15 protein-coding genes and 2 tRNA genes are annotated in these 17043 nt (G+C 70.6%); 3 read left to right on the top strand and 14 right to left on the bottom strand.

Translation table 11 applies throughout. From position 1 onward, the window contains the following. Window positions 1-5 precede the first annotated feature (5 nt). From A3G1_RS0103970 to A3G1_RS0103945, 6 genes are all read right to left on the bottom strand, one after another. Window positions 6-794 carry a glycosyltransferase family 2 protein gene (locus tag A3G1_RS0103970; protein WP_018348170.1) on the bottom strand — a complete coding sequence of 263 codons (789 nt, stop codon included), beginning with the start codon at window positions 792-794 and terminating at the stop codon, window positions 6-8. Beyond that, window positions 791-1855, bottom strand: a complete 1065-nt coding sequence (locus tag A3G1_RS0103965; RefSeq protein WP_018348169.1) for a glycosyltransferase family 4 protein — start codon at window positions 1853-1855, stop codon at window positions 791-793. The genes A3G1_RS0103970 and A3G1_RS0103965 overlap by 4 nt, the downstream gene beginning before the upstream one ends. Then, a complete protein-coding gene (locus A3G1_RS0103960; protein WP_018348168.1) occupies window positions 1843-2790 on the bottom strand; it encodes an FkbM family methyltransferase in 948 nt (315 codons plus the stop codon). The genes A3G1_RS0103965 and A3G1_RS0103960 overlap by 13 nt, the downstream gene beginning before the upstream one ends. Then, window positions 2790-4808: a glycosyltransferase gene (locus A3G1_RS0103955; RefSeq protein WP_157640882.1), complete on the bottom strand. Its 2019-nt coding sequence runs from the start codon at window positions 4806-4808 to the stop codon at window positions 2790-2792. Before A3G1_RS0103955 ends, A3G1_RS0103960 begins: the two co-directional genes overlap by 1 nt. A 53-nt stretch (window positions 4809-4861) precedes the next feature. Continuing rightward, complete coding sequence (locus tag A3G1_RS0103950) at window positions 4862-5338, bottom strand: Ig-like domain-containing protein (protein WP_018348166.1); 477 nt, start codon at window positions 5336-5338, stop codon at window positions 4862-4864. 214 nt (window positions 5339-5552) lie between these two features. Next, window positions 5553-5625: transfer RNA gene (locus A3G1_RS0103945), tRNA-Lys, on the bottom strand. Between the two features lie 144 nt (window positions 5626-5769). On the opposite strand from A3G1_RS0103945, the gene A3G1_RS0103940 reads away from it, so the two are divergent. Continuing rightward, window positions 5770-5842, top strand: a tRNA-His gene (locus tag A3G1_RS0103940). 100 nt (window positions 5843-5942) lie between these two features. On the opposite strand, the gene orn is transcribed toward A3G1_RS0103940, so the two are convergent. Continuing rightward, window positions 5943-6557 carry an oligoribonuclease gene (gene orn / locus A3G1_RS0103935; RefSeq protein ID WP_026211790.1) on the bottom strand — a complete coding sequence of 205 codons (615 nt, stop codon included), beginning with the start codon at window positions 6555-6557 and terminating at the stop codon, window positions 5943-5945. 60 nt (window positions 6558-6617) lie between these two features. Between orn and A3G1_RS0103930 the strand changes: the two genes are divergently transcribed. Continuing rightward, on the top strand, window positions 6618-7580 hold the full coding sequence (locus A3G1_RS0103930) for an NAD-dependent epimerase/dehydratase family protein (RefSeq protein WP_026211789.1): 963 nt from the start codon (window positions 6618-6620) through the stop codon (window positions 7578-7580). Between the two features lie 18 nt (window positions 7581-7598). On the opposite strand, the gene A3G1_RS0103925 is transcribed toward A3G1_RS0103930, so the two are convergent. The 3 genes from A3G1_RS0103925 to A3G1_RS0103915 are packed head-to-tail and all read right to left on the bottom strand — an operon-like array spanning window position 7599 to window position 9631. Next, window positions 7599-8069, bottom strand: coding sequence for an OsmC family protein (locus tag A3G1_RS0103925; protein ID WP_018348163.1), 471 nt, complete (start codon window positions 8067-8069; stop codon window positions 7599-7601). 5 nt (window positions 8070-8074) lie between these two features. Continuing rightward, window positions 8075-8701, bottom strand: coding sequence for a GntR family transcriptional regulator (locus tag A3G1_RS0103920; protein WP_018348162.1), 627 nt, complete (start codon window positions 8699-8701; stop codon window positions 8075-8077). A gap of 42 nt (window positions 8702-8743) precedes the next feature. After that, window positions 8744-9631 carry a hypothetical protein gene (locus A3G1_RS0103915; RefSeq protein ID WP_018348161.1) on the bottom strand — a complete coding sequence of 296 codons (888 nt, stop codon included), beginning with the start codon at window positions 9629-9631 and terminating at the stop codon, window positions 8744-8746. Window positions 9632-9748: 117 nt separating this feature from the next. On the opposite strand from A3G1_RS0103915, the gene A3G1_RS0103910 reads away from it, so the two are divergent. Then, window positions 9749-10594, top strand: coding sequence for a helix-turn-helix domain-containing protein (locus A3G1_RS0103910; RefSeq protein WP_018348160.1), 846 nt, complete (start codon window positions 9749-9751; stop codon window positions 10592-10594). Here A3G1_RS0103910 and A3G1_RS41090 read toward each other — a convergent pair. The 4 genes from A3G1_RS41090 to A3G1_RS0103890 form a co-directional block, all read right to left on the bottom strand. Then, the gene (locus A3G1_RS41090) at window positions 10531-11613 is read right to left on the bottom strand and encodes a helix-turn-helix domain-containing protein (protein WP_018348159.1); all 1083 of its coding nucleotides are present in this window, start codon (window positions 11611-11613) and stop codon (window positions 10531-10533) included. The genes A3G1_RS0103910 and A3G1_RS41090 overlap by 64 nt on opposite strands. Further along, window positions 11589-12203, bottom strand: a complete 615-nt coding sequence (locus A3G1_RS38070; RefSeq protein ID WP_051110399.1) for a CAP domain-containing protein — start codon at window positions 12201-12203, stop codon at window positions 11589-11591. Before A3G1_RS38070 ends, A3G1_RS41090 begins: the two co-directional genes overlap by 25 nt. A gap of 152 nt (window positions 12204-12355) precedes the next feature. Continuing rightward, complete coding sequence (locus A3G1_RS32990; protein WP_040477336.1) at window positions 12356-13765, bottom strand: M1 family metallopeptidase; 1410 nt, start codon at window positions 13763-13765, stop codon at window positions 12356-12358. A 134-nt stretch (window positions 13766-13899) separates the two neighbouring features. Next, window positions 13900-16797 carry a M36 family metallopeptidase gene (locus A3G1_RS0103890; RefSeq protein ID WP_018348157.1) on the bottom strand — a complete coding sequence of 966 codons (2898 nt, stop codon included), beginning with the start codon at window positions 16795-16797 and terminating at the stop codon, window positions 13900-13902. Window positions 16798-17043 lie beyond the last annotated feature (246 nt).

Raw genomic sequence — 17043 nt, 5'->3', positions numbered from 1 at the left:
CCCCGTCACCGAGCGCGTCGGGCGTCGAGAGTCCCGAGGGCCATGCCCGCCAGCTCCGCGCACTTGAGCACGAGCAGGCCGGCGCTGCGTACCGGATGCCTGCCCACCGGCAGCTTCGCCAGCAGGGCTGGCCGGGCGAGCGGCCGCGCGTCCCTGGCGCGGTAGACGGGCAGCCAGCGGCCGTAGTACCGCTTCTTCGTGAACGCGACCCGCAGCGAGACCCGGCCCTCGTCGTGCCAGATGGCAGCGGTGGTCCGGCCGACGCCGTGGCCGCGCCCGGCCAGCCGGTCGGCGAGTTCCCAGTCCTCGAAGGCCGTCAGCGACTCGTCGTAGCCACCCAGTTCCTCCAGCAACGACCGCCGGAAGAACCTGGCGGCCTCCACGCTGGCGTCCCCGAGGTAGATCCGCTTCTCCAGTACCCGGCAGCCGGCCAGGAACCCGTCGCCGAACGCGTGCTCCGGCACGACCAGGCTCCCCAGCCCCCGGTCGCGGCTCAGCACGGCCACGGCGTCGGCGACCACACCCGGTTCGAGCACCATGTCCGCGTCCACGAACCCGACCAGCTCACCTGTTCCGGCCCGCCAGCCGTGGTTACGCTGCGCGCTGCGCTCCGGCCCCGCGACCAGCACCTGGTCGGCGTACCGGGCGGCGATCTCCGGGGTGCCGTCCGTGGAATGGTTGTCGACCACGACCAGCTCGGTGTCCGGATAGGACTGCGCGCGGATGCTGGTCAGGCAGGCCTCCAGCGTCCGCGCGGCGTTCCGGGTCGGCACGACGACGGTCACGCGGGTCATACGGCCACCACCCCCGCCTCGCTGGCAGCAGCGGTGAGTACCTCCGCCGCGACGGTGTCCCAGTCAACAGCCCCGCCCGCCCAGCCAGCCGTCGCGGGCCGGGCGGCCCAGCCGGGCAGGTGCTCGGCGAGCGCCCGGGCCAGAGCCCCCGGATCCGGCGCACAGAGCACTCCCCCGGCGGCTGTCACGGAGTCCCGCAGCCCGGGTACGTCGTACGCCACGGCCGGCGTCCCCATCGCCGCGGCCTCGTCCACCACCAGCCCCCAGCCTTCCCGTACCGACGTGACGACGAGGGCGTGCGCGCGGGCCATCAGCTCGTCGCGCACCGGCCCTGGTACCCGGCCGAAGCACCGGACGCCAGCACCCTCCAGCGTGGGAGCGAGTTCGCCATCACCCACGAACCACAGCCGGGCTTCCGGCATCCGTTCCCGGAGCAGCCGGTACGCCGCCAGCGCATGATCCGGCCGCTTGTTCCGCGCGAGCCGCCCGACAAAGAGCACCGTCGGCTGTTCCTCCCGCTCCACAGCTGGCCGGCCCCTGTGCTCCACGCCCTCCGGCACGACCCGGACGCGCCGCAGCCCGTACTCCGCCAGCGACTCCGCGCTCGACTGCGACACCGTCAGCACCGGCACGTCGCGGTACTGCCGCAGCCACCACGGCTCCAGCACGTACCGGCCGGCCCACGACAACGGCGGCGGCATCTCGTACGACCAGATCTCGCGGCACACCTGGTGCGCCAGCGCGACCACCGGCACGTCCCCCGCCCACGACGGGCAGCCGAAGGGCCTCGTGTTGATCTCGTCGACGACCAGGTCGACCCGGCCAGCCAGGCCCCGGTACCAGGCGCGGGCCGCCCGGTACACACCATGTCTTCCGCCACCACGCACCACCCGCACGCCGTCGGCGGTCTCCTCGGACGGGCAGCCAGGCACGGCAGCGCAGAACAACGTCACGTCATGCCCGGCAGCAGCCCACCGGCTGGCGACCTGCTGCGTGTACACCTCGGCCCCGCCCGCCGCCGGATGGCGCAGGTCCCGCCAGTTGAAGATCACGATGCGCACGGCGACACCTCCGCCGCGACGGCCGCCAGGATCGCCAGGTGCTCCGGGCGGCTCGCGCCGACGAGGTTGTAGCGGACGTCCCGTTCGGCGAGCGCCAGCACCCCGGCCTCGTCGCACTCGGTGAACACGTCGCGCGGCTCGTCCACCAGATACACCCGCTCACACGCGCCGAACACCCGTGCGGCGAACTCGGCCAGCGGGAACCCGCACGCCCGCAACTGCTTCGGCACGTACTCGATGAGCATCGCGGGCTGGTCCCGGTGCAGCATCTCCTCAGCGCCCCGCAGGACGTAGCCGTCGTAGCCCTCGACATCGACCTTGAGCACGTCGACCGGCTGCCCGAACACGACATCGTCGACCCGGATCATCGGCACGTCGGCCAGCCCGCCATGTCCGGTCACATTGGACGACGCCGCCGAGTGCGTCCCGATCGCCCCGCTGGCCAGATGCAGCCGCAACCGACCGGGGTGCGCGCCTGCCGCAGCCTCGATGACCTGCACGACACCATCGAGGCCATTCGCCGCCAGGTTGTGCCGCAGATAGGAAATGCTCTGCGGTACCGGCTCGATGGCGACCAGCCTGCCGCCGGGCGGCAGGTGCAGCCCGCCGGCGCACGCGTAGACGCCGATGTTCGCCCCGACGTCGACGATCAGGCCGCTGGCCGCCGCCAGCTGCTCGAAGGCTGTCAGTTCCCATTTTTCGTAGTACCCGCGGAGCAGCCCGGGCGCCATCGTGATGTCGCTGGTCGGCACGGTGAGCCGCGAGCCACGGAAGTCGGCCTGCTGCTCGGTACCGTCGCACGTGAGCCGGAACAACGCCTGATGCGCCGCTCTGACGAACGGCAGGCGCTCGACGGCAGTGTTGGCGAACCGCCGCCGGGCCCAGCTGGCGATCCCAGCCACCGTACTGTCCACTGTGCTGCTGACTGCGCTCATCACACCAGCTCACTCATCGACGGGACGGGAGCCCGGTTGCCGGATCGGGGCACCGGGACGGGGTCGTAGTCACCGCGCAGCGTCCGGACGGCCAGCCGCAGGGTGTCGGCCAGCATCCACCAGACCGCGCGGGGGTTCACTGTGGAGCGCCCGGTACGGCGCAGGGTCACGGGCGCTGGCAGGATCCGCCGGTATCCGTGCCGCCACCCGGCCACCAGCAGTTCCAGGTCGAGCACGTAACGGCGCTCGACGCTCAGCGGCAGCAGCTCGGCCAGCATCTCGCGGCGGAACACCTTGAGCCCGACCTGCGTGTCGCGCACCGGCAGGTAGGGGAACAGCGTGCCGACCAGCCCCCGGTACCCGGCGGAGCACAGCCGCCGAGTCCACGACACCTCAATGCCGACGTGCGACAGCGGATGGCGCTTGGAACCGATCACGGCGTCGGGCTCGTACAGCCGGATCAGGCCGAGGATCGGCAGCCAGTGCGCGGGGTCGAGGTCACCGTCGCCGTCGATGAAGCCGAGGTACCGCCCCCGGCCCTCCCGCAGCCCCACCCGCACCGCCGCGCCCTTGCCCATGTTGTACGACAGCCGGATCGTCCGGACGCCGAGCGGGCCGAGGTCGGTGACGCTGCCGGGGCTGCCGTCCGTGCACCCGTCGGCCACCGCGATCACCTCGAACGACATTCCGGTGTCCCGCAGCGCCCCGACGAGGGCCAGCAGGTGCGGGCGCAACTGCTCACCCGGGTTGTGGAACGGGACGACGACGCTCAGGTCCAGGCCGGCCGGGCTCGCGGGCACCGGCTCCGGCCGCCTGACAGGCCGGGCGAGGTTCGCACCGGTCAGGCCGAGCACGATCGCGGCCGCGACGCACAGCGCCAGCAACCCGGCCAGCCCACCCGGTCCCGGATGCCACACGGAAGCACTGACCGCGAGCACGATCACCGCTGGCCACGCCACCAGAGTCCGCAATGTGTGCCGGCGCGCCAGGTGGTACTGGACGAGGACCCACAGAATCCCCAGCCCCGTAGCCGCAGCGGCCCGCACGGCCACCAGCCCCGTACTAGCGGCGAAGTCCTCACCGAACAACACCGGCAGCAGCCACCGCCCGGAAGCCGCGAGCGCCAGGCCAGCCGCACCCCCGCATCCGGCCAGCAGTACCAGCGTCGCGATCAGCAGCCGCTGGGCCCGCCTCGGCCCCAGCGCGGCGAACCGGGGCAGCACGAGCATCCCCACCGCCTGCGCCAGTACCACCAGCGGCAGTGTCACCGTGACCGCTGCGGTGTAGTGACCGGAGTCCGCAGGCTGGAAGATGTGCCGCGCGAGCATCCCGTCGGCGGCGAGCAGCAACCACAGCCCAGCCATCGCGGCCGTACCGGCGAGCGCCTGCCCCGGGTCGACCCACAGCACCGGCGCGCCCCGCCTGGCCGACCGGCGCACCAGCAGCCACAGCACGACGGCACGCAGCCCGTCCGCGCAGATCGACGCGGCGACCGCACCCGTCAGCCCGAACCCGAGCTCGATGAACAACACCGTGCAGCCAAGCCGGCACAGCGCACCCGCGAGGGTGACCAGGCTGACCGTCCAGAAGCGGCGGCGGCCGTAGAGCACGCCACCGGCCACAGCGTCCACGGCGAGCGGCACGCAGTACAACGCCAGCCAGAGCGCCGGGGCCAGGCTCGGCAGCCGCAGGTACGCGGTGATCGCCGGAGCGAGCACGAGCAGCAGCACCGTACCGGCACCGCCCACCACGAGTGCCCGGTGCAGTGCCCGGGTCGGGTCGTAGTGCTCGTCGCGGTCCCGCCGGCGCGCCACCTCGGCCGCGAAGAGCGTCTGGCAGCTCACGGCGGGTACCACCAGGATCGCCATGATGGAGAGCACGGCACCCAGCGCCCCGTACCCGGACGGCCCGAGCATGCGGCTGGCCACCAGGTGCACTGCCGACATGCTGCCGGTCGCGAAAGCCATAGTGGCCAGGAATGCCAGGCCAGCAGCTGGTCCACTGGCACGTTTGCCCACGGCGGGGGCGCTTCTCCCTGCGGCCGAGACCGCTGCCACGGCGCCCGGCCGCCTCAGCCGGACCGACGACGGGAGGCCACCACCAGTGCCGTCCCCACGCCCCCGATGGCGAGCGCGCCGATCACGAGGCCCGCGATCGGCGCACCGGTCACCGGCATCGTCGCGCCGCCGTCGTCAGCACGGACATAGCCGCCGCTGCTGCCGCTCACGACGAGTTCGGCCGACAGCTCCCGCGTACCACCCGGCATCGGCCCGGTCGCGGTGAGCTTGTGCGTACCGGCGGACAGCCCAGCCGGGATGGTCGCCGAGTACGAGAAGCTGCCCGTCGCGTCGGCGGTCGCCGTCCCCACCACGGCGCCGGTGCTCAGCCGGACGGTGACCGTCGCCCCCGGCGAGTACCCGCTGCCGGAGATCTGGACCGGCCGCCCGGCCTGGGCCTGCCCGCTGACCGTCAGGGCTCCGTACTGCACCGGGTAGTTGGCGGACGCTGGCGGGCCGCTGAGCGCAGCAGCTCCCAGCACCAGGAACATCCCGATTAACCATCGTGCGGCATGCCGGATCATCGTCACAAACCTCCGATGTCGTCTACGAAGGTCATTTAATCGCGGAGGCTGACGAAAGGCCTGAGTTTGGAGAAACTCCCCATAACTGCACCCGGGCGTGGGCAGGTGCGCCACACTGGACGTTCCCAGGACACGGAAAAGGCCCCGGTCTGTGTTTCCACAAACCGGGGCCTCGTTACCGTGCGCCGCCAGGGACTCGAACCCCGAACCCGCTGGTTAAGAGCCAGCTGCTCTGCCAGTTGAGCTAGCGGCGCTCGTTGGCAACGGAGAGAACATTAGCAGGGGTTCGGCGGGGACGCGAATCCGGGGGGCCGGCCCAGCCCCGGCCCAACCCGGTAGCGCGAACCCCGGGGGCTTCGGCTACTATTGGGCGTCGCCTCAGCAGTGAGGTGCACGTGGTGGCTGTGGCTCAGCTGGTAGAGCACTGGGTTGTGGTCCCGGGGGTCGCGGGTTCGAGTCCCGTCAGTCACCCAGATTCCGCGAAGCGGATGCGAAAGGCCTGATCTCCGGATCAGGCCTTTCCTGGTTTCCAGCGTGTACCCGGCGGCGCGAACCGCCGGGTCCCTGCGGCTCAGCCCGCGACCGGCATGTCCGCGACCACCCGGGCCGCGACCTCCTTGGCGCCGTCCACGTCGAGCCCGGGTGCCGGGACGAACAGCGTCCGGCGGTAGTACTCCAGCTCGCGGATGCTCTCCTTGATGTCGGCCAGCGCCCGGTGCGCGAGCCCCTTGGCCGGCTGGCCGTAGTAGGTCCGCGGGTACCAGCGGCGGGCCAGCTCCTTGATCGAGGAGACGTCGATCATGCGGTAGTGCAGGTGCGCGTCGAGGGCCGGCATGTCCCGGGCGATGAAGCCCCGGTCGGTGGCGATCGAGTTGCCGCACAGCGGGGCGGTGCGCGGCGAGGGCACGTGCTTCGTCACGTACTCCATGATCATTTCTTCGGCCTGTCCGATGGTGACGGTGGCCGCGCGCACCTCCTCGGTGAGGCCGGAGCGGGCGTGCATGTCGCGCACGACGTCGACCATGCCGCTGAGCAGCTCGTCCGGTGCTTTGATGACGATGTCGACCCCCTCGCCCAGCACGTTCAGCTCAGGGTCGGTGACCAGGGCCGCCACCTCGATCAGCGCGTCGCGCCCGAGGTCGAGGCCGGTCATTTCACAGTCGATCCAGACAAGAAGCTCGCTCACGTGCCTAGCCTAGGCTGCTGATCGGCATTCTGCGGGGCGAGACCGGGCATACTTGCCGGCATGCGCATTCTGATCCTGGGTGGAACAGTGTTCCTGGGCCGGGCGATCGCCGCCCAGGCTCACGCTGCCGGCCACGATGTGACGTGCGCCGCACGCGGGACGAGCGGCACGGCCCCCACGGGCACGACCTTCGTGGAGCTCGACCGCGACCAGGGCCTCGGTGCGCTGGACGGCCTGTCGTTCGACGCTGTGATCGACGTCTCCCGCGATCCCGGGCATGTCCGCGACGCGCTGGCGGCGCTGGCCGGCCGGGCCGGGCACTGGACGTTCGTGTCCACCTGCTCGGTGTACTCGGACAACGCGACGCCGGGTCAGCTGGCCGCCACGGCTCCGCTGCTCGCACCGGGCACTGAGGAGTACGGCGAGCGCAAGGTCGCCTGCGAGCAGGCCGTCCTGGCCAGCGGCATCCCTTCGCTGATCTGCCGTGCCGGGCTGATCGTCGGCCCGGCTGACGCGGTCCCCCGCTTCTCGTACTGGCCGGTGCGGCTGGCCCAGGGCGGCGAGGTGCTGGCACCCGGCCACCCCGACCGCCTCGTCCAGTACGTCGAGGTGGACGATCTGGCCGCCTGGCTCCTCCGGTCGGTCCTGCACGGGCAGACGGGCGTGTTCGACGGGATCGGGCTGCCGCGCCCGTTCGGCGAGTTCCTGGCCGAGGTCGCCTCCGGTGTCGGGTCGACGGCCAAGCTGACCTGGGTGGACCAGGAGTTCCTGCTGGAGCAGGGCGTGTCGCCGTGGGCCGGTCAGCGTTCGCTGCCGTTGTGGCTGCCGGAGCCGGAGTGGGCCGGTTTCCTCAGCCGCGACACGTCGCCGGCCAGGGCGGCCGGGCTGATCACCCGGTCCACCTCGGAGACCGCGCGTACCACTCTCGACTGGTGGCGCGCGCAGGACCCGGAACCGGAACTGGCCGCTGGCCTGACCCGCGCCGAAGAAGCTGAGCTGCTCAAACTCTGGCACGCCCGATAGGGCCTGACAGGTAAATGCCTAGGCCCTGACGCTGACCGCCGGCTCGTGACTGACCGGGAAGTTCACCGAGCTGGCGATGAAACAGTGCTGGTGGGCCTCGTGGTGCAGCGCCAGCGCCTTGTCCGTCATCTCCGCCGAGGCCACCTCGACCTGCGGGCGCAGGACGACGCCGGTGAAGTGGCCGCCCGTCCTGGTTTCGGCCATCGTCCCGGCCGGGCTGTCGGTGTACGACGTGACGACGACACCGTTCACGGCACACAGGTGCAGGTACCAGAGCAGGTGGCACTGGGAGAGCGAGGCCACGAGCAGCTGCTCGGGATTCCACCGGGCCTCGTCGCCACGGAACGCCGGGTCGGAGCTGCCGAGGATGTCAGCCCGGCCGGGCGCGCTGATCTGGTGTGCCCGGTCGTAGTCCCGGTACCCGCTGGTGCCGGTGCCGAGGTTGCCCGTCCAGTCGAGGTCGAGCGTGTAGGTGTGCACTGTGGACATGGCGGCTAACCTCCGAGGCCGGGGTGGGCGAGGACGTGGTCGCGGGCAGCTCGGGCTGCGGCTTCGGGCTGACCGGCCCTGATCGCGTCGAGCAGGTCGCGGTGCTCGGCTCCCGCCGCGGCGCCCCGGCCGGGCGTGGTGAGGGACTGCCGGGTGGAGACGAGGATCTGGTCCCAGAGCCGGTCGAGGATGGCCAGGGCCGCCGGGTTGGCGGCCAGGCCGGCGATCCGGCGGTGGAAGGCCCGGTTGCGGAGCGCGGCCTGCCAGAGCTCTCCGGCCTCGGTGGCCTGCTCGGCGAGTTCGGCGTCGCGGACGAGAGCCGCGAGGGCCGCCGGTGCGATCTCCCCTGCCGCCTGCCGTGCGGCGGCCAGCTCGGCGGTGAGGGCCTCGAGGGCCGCGCGGACCTGGTACGCGTCGCGGAGTTCCGCCGGGCCGAGCGTGGTGACCTGCACTCCGCGCCCGGCCGGGGTGACCAGGCCGTCGGCCGCCAGCGCGCGGAACGCCTCCCTGACCGGTGTCCGGCTCATCGCGAGCGCGCCGGCGGTCTCGATCTCGGTGAGCCGCTGGCCCGGCGCGTAGACACCGTCGAGGATTCTGGCCCTGAGCTGTTCCCTGGCCACGTCAGCCTGCATGGCATGCACTGTATGCAATGCATGCCATGCACGTCCAGCCCCCTACTTCCGCACGACCCAGTCGTGGTTGGCGGCCACCTTCTGGAACTTGAGGGAGTTGCACCAGTAGGTACTGCCGGCCGGGTTCTGGAACGGCTGCCACGGCGCGGTCGCCGCCGTCGCGAGCGTCCACACGCCGTTCTGGCGGATCTGGATGGAGCTGGACTCGAACCCGGTACTGGGCATGTCGGCGCAGTAGTACGCCTGGCCCGTCGACGGGTTCCTGGTGGCGTAGAACTCGAAGATGTCCCAGCCGTACGGCAGCTCACTCTGGTCGGTGCCGCCCTGGGTGTAGAAGGTGTCCCAGGACTGGGTCTGCTGGTTGAACAGGTACGCCGTCCACTGGTTGCCGGACGCCGCCGTCTTCGCGACCCGGACGGTGTACGCGGGCCGCCCGTTGACCTGCGTCGTGTACTTCGCGAGGAACGCCGAGTCGATCATGACTTCCTTCTTCGGGCCGCCCTCGCCGCACCAGTCCCACGCCCAGACCTCGTTCGTGATCCGGCCGCCGTACCGCCAGTAGGCCGTGGTGACCTCGATGCACGAGCCGCCCGGTGGCTTCATGGTCGGCGTGTACATGAAGTCGCCGTCCTTGCTGGTCCGCCAGTTCGGTACGACGCTCTGCGTGGCCTGGAGACCGTCCCCTGTGGAGTTGTCCGGCTCGACACCCCAGAAGTGGTGGAGCTGCGCGGCGGCGGAGGCCGGCGGTGCGACGCCCTGGTGCCGGGCCTTGCGCAGCTCGTGCAGCTCGCGGAACTTCGCCACGGCGGGCGCACGCCTGGCTCTCGCCGCGGCCGAGTCGGGGACACTGGCCACGATTCCCGGGCCGGCCGGGGCCGCGGCCTCCGCGGTGGTGGCAGGGATGGTGAACCCCGCCGCCAGTACTGACAAAGCTAGAAGTTTCAACCGTGTGCGGTGACGTCGCATCGGGGCCTCCATGAGGGGTAAGCCATCGAAATACTTAAGTAAATGACGGGTTTACTGTGGAGCCGTGCAAGACTGCCGTCAATGAGGACGGAGACGATTGGCACACGCCTGCGCAGGCTGCGCACCGAGCGCGGCCTGACCCAGCGGGAGCTGGCGGCCGGTGCCTGCACGCGCGCGCATGTGGCCACAGTGGAGGCTGGCCGGGCGAGCCCGTCCGCTGAGCTGCTCGGACACTTCGCCGCCGTGCTCGGGCTGACAGCGGCCGAGCTGCTGACCGGGCCGGCGTCACGATCCGGATCCCTGGCCGAGGCATGGCTGACCGGCAGCGAACCGCCCGAGACCACGTCGTTCTGGGGTGCGTGCTGCGCGGCCCAGCGGCTACCGGCAGCCGAAGCGGCGCGGGCCTTCGCCGCAGCCGCCACCCTGCCCGACGCGGACGCCGTCTACGCGACCGCGCGGCGGATCGGCTGCCTGACCGAGGCCGGCGAGCCCGAGTACGCAGCCCACCTCGGGGAGGCCGCGCTGCTCGCACTCCCCGAGCACCCCGACCCCGAGCACACCGGCTGGCTGTGCGCGGCGCTCCAGGAGCCCTACCACGCGCTCGACCAGCACGAACGCGCCCTCGAACTCCGCCAGCGAGCGCTCGCTCTCCTCCACAGCGGCCCGCCACCGGAGACCGCAGCCCGGATGCTGATCGCACACGGCTCGCCGGACCGGGCCCTCGCGCTGCTCGTCCGCTGGCCCCTCGAACGCCTGCTGACCGCCCAGCCCCGGCTCAGCCCCGCAGCCAGCCTGGCAGCCGAAGGCGCAGCACTGGCCGCAGCCGGCCGCTACGACGACGCGATGACAGCGTTCGAAGCCGCCTACGCCGAGCTGCTCAGGCCGTCACGGCCGCTGCCATCAGATCCGCTGAACGGCACCAGGTAGGCCTCGGCAGCCTCCACCGGCCGGCCACGAGCGGCGAGGAACCGGCCGAGTTCGCGGCTCGACTCGGCGACCTCACGGCGCGCGCCGAGACGCGTGAAGACCGCCACCGAGGCGCGCAGCTCGGCCTCGTCGCCGAGGACCAGGCCCGCCACGCGGTGCGCGTAACCGAGCAGCCAGCCAGGGAGCCCGTCACGATCCGGGAGGACCTCCACGGCCTCGGCCACGCGGCCCATACGGCAGAGGGCCTCAGCCAGCATCGACTGCGCCTGCTTCTCGTGGCCGGTGCCGGTCAGCAGCGTGCACGTCCCGGCCAGCTCGCTCGCGGCGTCAGCCCAGCGGCCGGCCTCCATCCGGGCCGAGGCCAGCGCCAGGCCGCACAGCCCGGCCTCCGCCGAGCCCGGTTCGCACAGGTCACGGGCCTGGCGGGCATAACCGACCGCCTCCTGGTAGCGACCCTGGTCGATCAGGGCCTGCGTGACCGCGCGAAGGACAAAAGCATCCGGGGCGTCGAGGGCGGCCAGGGCCAGATCGGCGGTCACCGCCACCCGTTGCGCCGCTCCAATGATGTTGTACGGCATGAGCAACGTCGCATAAGCCCGAGCCGAAGGCCGCTCCGCCACCAGCCGCTCCCCCAGCTCGATCGCCCGGTGCAGATCACCGGCCAGGGCGAGCGCGGTGACCCGGCGGCACACGGCCTCGGCGGCTTCCGGTACGTCACAGTCAGCGGCCTCGGCGAACAGCTCGGCCGCCCGGCCGTAGTCCCCGGCCGCCAGGGCTTCCTCGCCTCCGGCGCACAGCCCGGCATACCGCTCCCGGGCACCGGTGAGCACAGCGAGATCGAGGCCCAGCCGCCCGGCCAGGTACCGCAGGAGATCACGGGACGGCCGGACCCGGCCGGACTCGACCATCGACAGGTACTCGCGGGTGTAGCCGTCACCGGCCAGTTCGCGCTGGGACAGGCCCCTGGCCAGCCGCAGCTGGCGCAGCCGGGAGGCTAGCCGCCGAAGTTCTGGGTCCAATAGATGCCGTACTTGCTGCCCTGGCCCTCGGCCACCCCGACGCCCAGGTACTTGAACTGGCAGTTCAGGATGTTCTTCCGGTGGCCTTCGCTGTTCATCCAGGCCTTCATCACGTCGGCCGGGGTCTTCTGGCCGGCCGCGATGTTCTCGGCCCAGGCACCGCCACGGTAACCGGCGGCGGTGATCCGCGAACCCGGGTCCTTGCCGTCGGGGTTGGTGTGGGCGAAGAAGCCGCGCTTCACCATGTCCTGCGAGTGGCCACGGGCCGACATCGTCAGCCGGGCGTCGGGTGCCAGATCCGTGCGGCAGCCCGCGTTCTTCCGCTCCTGGTTGACCAGGGCCAGCACCTGCGCCTCACGCGCGTCGGACGGCGCTCGGGCCGCGCCACGGGAGGCTGCCTCGTCGGTCACCCCGGCGCGTGCCTGGGCCTCGAGGCCCTGCGGCAGGGTGTTCTCCAGGTTGGCCGCTGCGATGTCGATGCTCTCGCGCTCGCGGAAGGCTGGGCCGGAAAGACCCGACCAGACCGCACCACCGGCGATCACCACGAGCATCAGGAGGGCGATGAGAGGTACGCGGAGGCGGGATGACACCCGGTGAACGTACCTCAATGTCCCGGGAGTGTCACGTTCCGGGGAGTCCGCAGGCAATCACCCTGAGTAGCAAACAGTGGGCTGAAATGCGCTTCCGTACAGGCGATCCCCGCCCGTAAAAAATGTCGGGCGGGGATCGCGGGGAAGAGCGTTTACCGCACCGGGCGGCCCTTGTAGTAGAGCCACGTGTCGAACACCGGAGTCAGGTCCTTTCCGGACAGTCGCTCCGCGTACGCCTTGAACTCGGCGATAGTGGCGTTCTTGTGCTGCTTGTGCTTCGTCCAGCCCTTGAGCACGGCGAAGAACTTCTGGTCGCCCAGCGCCAGCCGGATCTCGTGCAGCGCCATCGCGCCCCGGTTGTAGACCGCGCCGGAGAACTGGTTGTCCGGCCCGGGATCGCCCGGGAGCACCTGCCAGAACGGATTGTCCGCCGGGAAACGGTTGTAGGCGTTCTCGAAGGAGAGCTGCGCGGTGTCACCGCCGTGCGTCTCCATCCACAACCACTCCGCGTAACGGGCAAACCCCTCAGACAGCCAGATGTACTTCCAGTCCGCCACCGACACGGAGTTACCGAACCACTGGTGCGCGATCTCGTGCACCACGACCGACACGTTCGGCCCGTTCTGCCAGAAGCGGTACCCGTAGACCGGCCGCGTCTGTGTCTCCAGCGCGAAACCGATGCCGTCCAGCGGCCCCGCGACACCACCCTGGGCCTCGTACGGGTAAGGCCCGAACATCGACTCGCCCCACTGCACGACCTCGGCGGTACGCCGCAGTGAGACCTTCGCGTTCTCCTTCAGCGCGCCCAGGTTCTCCGAGTAGGCGTTGTAGACCAGCTGCCCGTTCGGCGCGGTGCTCGTCTCGATCTCGTACTGGCCGATCGCAAGGAACGTCAGGTACGTCGCCTGGGGCTTCGCCGAGTGCCAGTCCCACGTCGTCCTGCCGCCCGAGCTGACCGGGGCACCCGTCAGGACGCCGTTGCTGATCGCCTCCACGCCGTCCGGCACGGTGACCGACACGTCGAAGAGTGCCTTGTCGAGCGGGTGGTCGTTGCTCGGGTACCACCACCAGGAGATCTCCGGCTCGTTCACGGCGAGCGCCCCGTCACCGGTCCGCTTCCACGACGTGAAGCCGTCCACCTTGACCGTGGAGGGCACGCCGGAGTACTCGACGACGACGGTGAACTTCTCGTGCCGCTTCAGCTCACAGTCGGGCGTCACGACGATCTCGTGCGCGCCCTCCTTGCGGAAGGCCACCGGCTTGCCGTTCAGGCTGACAGCGCTCACGTCGAGGGCGAAGTCGAGGTTGAAGCTCTTGAGCCGCTGCTGGGTCGCGCGGGCCTTGATCGTGGCCCTGCCGCTCAGGTGGTCGGTGGCCGGGGTGTAGGCGACGTCGATGTCGTAGTGCTCGACGTCGTAGCCGCCGTTGCCGTAGTCGGGGTAGTAGGAGTCACCGATGCCGGCGGCTCCGGGCACCGGCTCCTTGCCGGAGCTCGCCGCCGTCATGGACAGCACGAGCCCCGAGGCGGCGACCAGCGCCACAGCCGCTCTGCGTAAGGACATAGTCGACACTCCACTCTAGAGGGGAATGCCGGAACCCTAGCGAAATTCGATGCCCAGATGTACCCATGTCCATGAATGACCGCAGGCCCGGCCCCCGTGACGGGGACCGGGCCTGGGCCTTTACTCAGTACTGACTAGCTGGCGTTGCCGTAGACCGCGAGCTCGACGGAGTCCACGAACTGGCAGCCGGTGAACGGACCGGGGCAGGAGCCGCCGATGACCGGGACCTGGCTGGTCAGCATCGTGTACTTGACGAACTTCACGCCTGCGGTCGTCCCGCCGGCCAGCGTCACGCTGTTCATCTTGTTGCGGTTGGCGACACCGAAGGTGCCGTTGCTCGCGAGCGTCCAGGTGGTGCCGTCAACCGAGGTCTCCACCTTGTACGCACCGGTCGAGGAGCTGCCGGCGTCGCCACAGGTGTTCGACGGGTTGATCTTGATGTCCGCGATGTCGATCGCCTGCGGCAGCTTGATCACGGCGAACCGCGACTCGAAGCCACCACCCGGGGTCAGGATCACGTCCGAGCTCCAGCCACCGCCCTGCGACTGGTCGATCAGGGCACGCGGGCCGCAGCCGAACATGTCGTAGTCGTCGCCGTTGAAGCCAGCGATCGTCGCGCCACCAGCCTCGGCGGCCCAGTCACGGACCAGCGAGTAGTTGGCCGTCGCGCCACTGCTCGTCACCACGAGCGTGGTGCTGACGACCTCGTAGCCAGCGCCGCTCACGTTGAACTTCTTGTACGTGCCCGGCACGACCTGCACCGAGTAGTTGCCGCTGGCGTCGGTCACCGTCTGCAGGCTGCCGCCGGTGGCGGCCGGGTGCCCGGCGAAGGAGACCAGCGCACCGGCGATCGGCGCGCCGTTGCTGGCGTTGACGACCTGGCCCGACACGGTCACCTTGGCGGTGCCGGCCGGCGGCGGGGTGCTGAAGTCCTCAGCCGGAGCCGAGTCGTCGCCGTTGAACGCGGCAGCGAAGAAACCCATGCCGCGGGCGGCGAAGACCTGCCAGATCTTGGCGCTGTTCGCACCGCCGTAGATGGCCCGGTCGGCCAGCAGGATGGCGTTGCGCATGTCGAGGTAGGAGGGGTTGGCCGGAGCCAGCTCCATGCCCCGGGTGACCAGCGAGCGGGACAGCTCGGAACCGATGTCCCGGCGCAGGTCCCACAGGGTCTCCGACCAGATCTCACCGTCGGCGTGCACCTGCGGGACGCCACGGACCTTGCCGAAGTCGCCGTAGGTGTAGCCGCCGGGGCCCGCGCCAGCGGTGCCGGGGCAGCCCTGCTCGGCGGTCCAGCCCACCTTGCAGTCGATCGGCTGCGAGCGCACGGAGTTCAGGCCGTGGCCGACGTACTCACCGGTGCGGACGTCACCGACCAGCTTGCGGTCGTTGGTGTAGCCCTCGCCGACCAGGAAGTCCATCGCGTACCAGTCGCTCCACGCCTCGCCCATCGCGCCGGCCTGGATGTTGCCGAGCGTCGAACGGCCGAGCGCGTCCACCACGAGCCGGTTGGACAGGCCGTGGCCGAACTCGTGGTACAGGATGCTGGCGTCGTCACCGCTGTTGGCAGCGGTCCACGGGAAGCTGCCGTCGTTGTAGAACAGGTACATCTGCATCCGCGGGGCGAAACCGTCCGGCGGGGTCGACATGTTCGCGTTGTTGGCGTGGTTGCCGTCGGGCATGCCGCTGGCGGTGTTGGCACCGTCCATCGCCTGGCCCTGGACACCGTCGCCGTCACGGCTGTCGAAGTTGCCGGCCTCACGGGTGAAGCCGATCGGGGACTGCTCCAGGTGCTCGCCGAAGCGGCCCAGGAAGTAGTACATCTGGACGGCGTTCTGCTTGGCGTTCACCTGCCACGAGCCGGACTCGTTCGGGTTCCACGAGCACTGGTAGTGGCTGGAGCACGGGGCGCCGACCTGCTTGATGAAGTTGGTGAACGGGTACACGAAGTTCCCGCCCGGCCCGGCGGGGCCGACTTCCTCGTTCGGGTTGGCGGCGTTGTCGTCGTTCAGGTCGAGGTAGACGTGACCGATGTTGCCCGAGAGCTTGGTCGCGTCCTTCGGCAGGCCACGCAGGTTCTGGATCTGCGTGTCACCGCCCCGGAGCGCGCCGGGGAACTGCTCGAACACGCTGCCGTGGGCCTCGTCGTCCCCGTAGTGCGACGTGAGGCTGCGGCGGTAGAGGACCGCCCCGGTCTCGGCGTCCAGGACGACGGTGTACGACTCGTCCTTGCCGGGGTAGATGATCGTCTCCCACGCGGAGCGCGGGCCGGAGACGGTCTGGAACACGACCTTCTGCGCGAACTCGTTGCTCGCGAAGGTGGTCTGCTGCGAGGAGCCGGCCGTCTTGACGACGGCGGAGGACTTGGCCTGGCCGCCGACGTTGGCGATCGCCTTGTCGCGGGCGGTGGCTGCCGTGAGCTTGCCGGCCGGCAGGCTGGCGGGCAGCGCGGCGAGGGGCGAGCCGTCGATCGAGATCAGCTCACCGTTCTTGCTGACGTGCGCCTTGTAGCCGTTGCCGAAGACCGGCACGCCGTCCACCGTCTGGATGAACGACAGGTGGCTGTTGCCGGCGACGTCGACGTAGACCTTGCGCAGGCTCATCCGGTTGATGTCCGAGGCGGACAGGCCGAAGGCGCTGGTGTGGTCACGGAGGTAGTTGAGCGCGATGGCGTCCGGAGCGGCCTTGCTCGGGCCGGTCAGGAAACCGTCCAGCTTGCTGACCTGGCGGAACGTGCCGGTCAGCGAGTCGAGCTCGACTACCCCCTCGACGCCGAGATCGCTCTTGAGGGCCGAAAGGCCCGCCCGGGGCTGCGCCGCGATCTTGGTCGCGTTGCGCTGCAGGGCCTTGCCGTTCTCCGCCGCGCTGCGGGCGTCGTAGAACTCCCCCTTGTCCCCGCGGGCGGTCTCGCCGAACGAGGACAGCGGCGACTTCGCGCCCTGCTGGCCCGGCTCGGCGGGGCCGCCGAACGCGACAGCAGGCATGGCCGCGACGGCGACGACCGTCGCCACGGCGGGGATCAGCCGGCTGCGCATACGCCGCCTGGACGGCGACGCTGAGGGTACTGCCATTGAAGAACCCCCTACTGTGTTCTGCTGCGCCAGCGGGGGTCCGGCAAGCCGGCTGCGCCTCGGCAGCCACAGGCCGGGCCTCGGGGCGCAAGGACGTCGATATGGCGTCCCGCCGCGCAGCCTGCCGTTCCGACAAGGGCTTGCACAATGCCTGAACGCCCATTCAGCCGTCCACAAAGTCCAGTTGACGGCATTTTTCGGTCGCACTGT

Origin of the sequence: Longispora albida DSM 44784, from assembly GCF_000379825.1 — a bacterium.
GTDB classification, from domain to species: Bacteria; Actinomycetota; Actinomycetes; order Mycobacteriales; family Micromonosporaceae; genus Longispora; species Longispora albida.
This window is presented reverse-complemented; position numbering and strand designations above follow the sequence as displayed.

Coding starts and splice junctions, on each gene's coding strand:
- A3G1_RS0103890 (WP_018348157.1), bottom strand. CDS start 16,797: ATGCGCAGCCGGCTGATCCCCGCCGTGGCGACGGTCGTCGCCGTCGCG.
- A3G1_RS0103930 (WP_026211789.1), top strand. CDS start 6,618: ATGCGCATTCTGATCCTGGGTGGAACAGTGTTCCTGGGCCGGGCGATC.
- A3G1_RS0103910 (WP_018348160.1), top strand. CDS start 9,749: ATGAGGACGGAGACGATTGGCACACGCCTGCGCAGGCTGCGCACCGAG.
- A3G1_RS0103950 (WP_018348166.1), bottom strand. CDS start 5,338: ATGTTCCTGGTGCTGGGAGCTGCTGCGCTCAGCGGCCCGCCAGCGTCC.
- A3G1_RS0103970 (WP_018348170.1), bottom strand. CDS start 794: ATGACCCGCGTGACCGTCGTCGTGCCGACCCGGAACGCCGCGCGGACG.
- A3G1_RS0103925 (WP_018348163.1), bottom strand. CDS start 8,069: ATGTCCACAGTGCACACCTACACGCTCGACCTCGACTGGACGGGCAAC.
- A3G1_RS0103920 (WP_018348162.1), bottom strand. CDS start 8,701: ATGCAGGCTGACGTGGCCAGGGAACAGCTCAGGGCCAGAATCCTCGAC.
- A3G1_RS0103960 (WP_018348168.1), bottom strand. CDS start 2,790: ATGAGCGCAGTCAGCAGCACAGTGGACAGTACGGTGGCTGGGATCGCC.
- A3G1_RS32990 (WP_040477336.1), bottom strand. CDS start 13,765: ATGTCCTTACGCAGAGCGGCTGTGGCGCTGGTCGCCGCCTCGGGGCTC.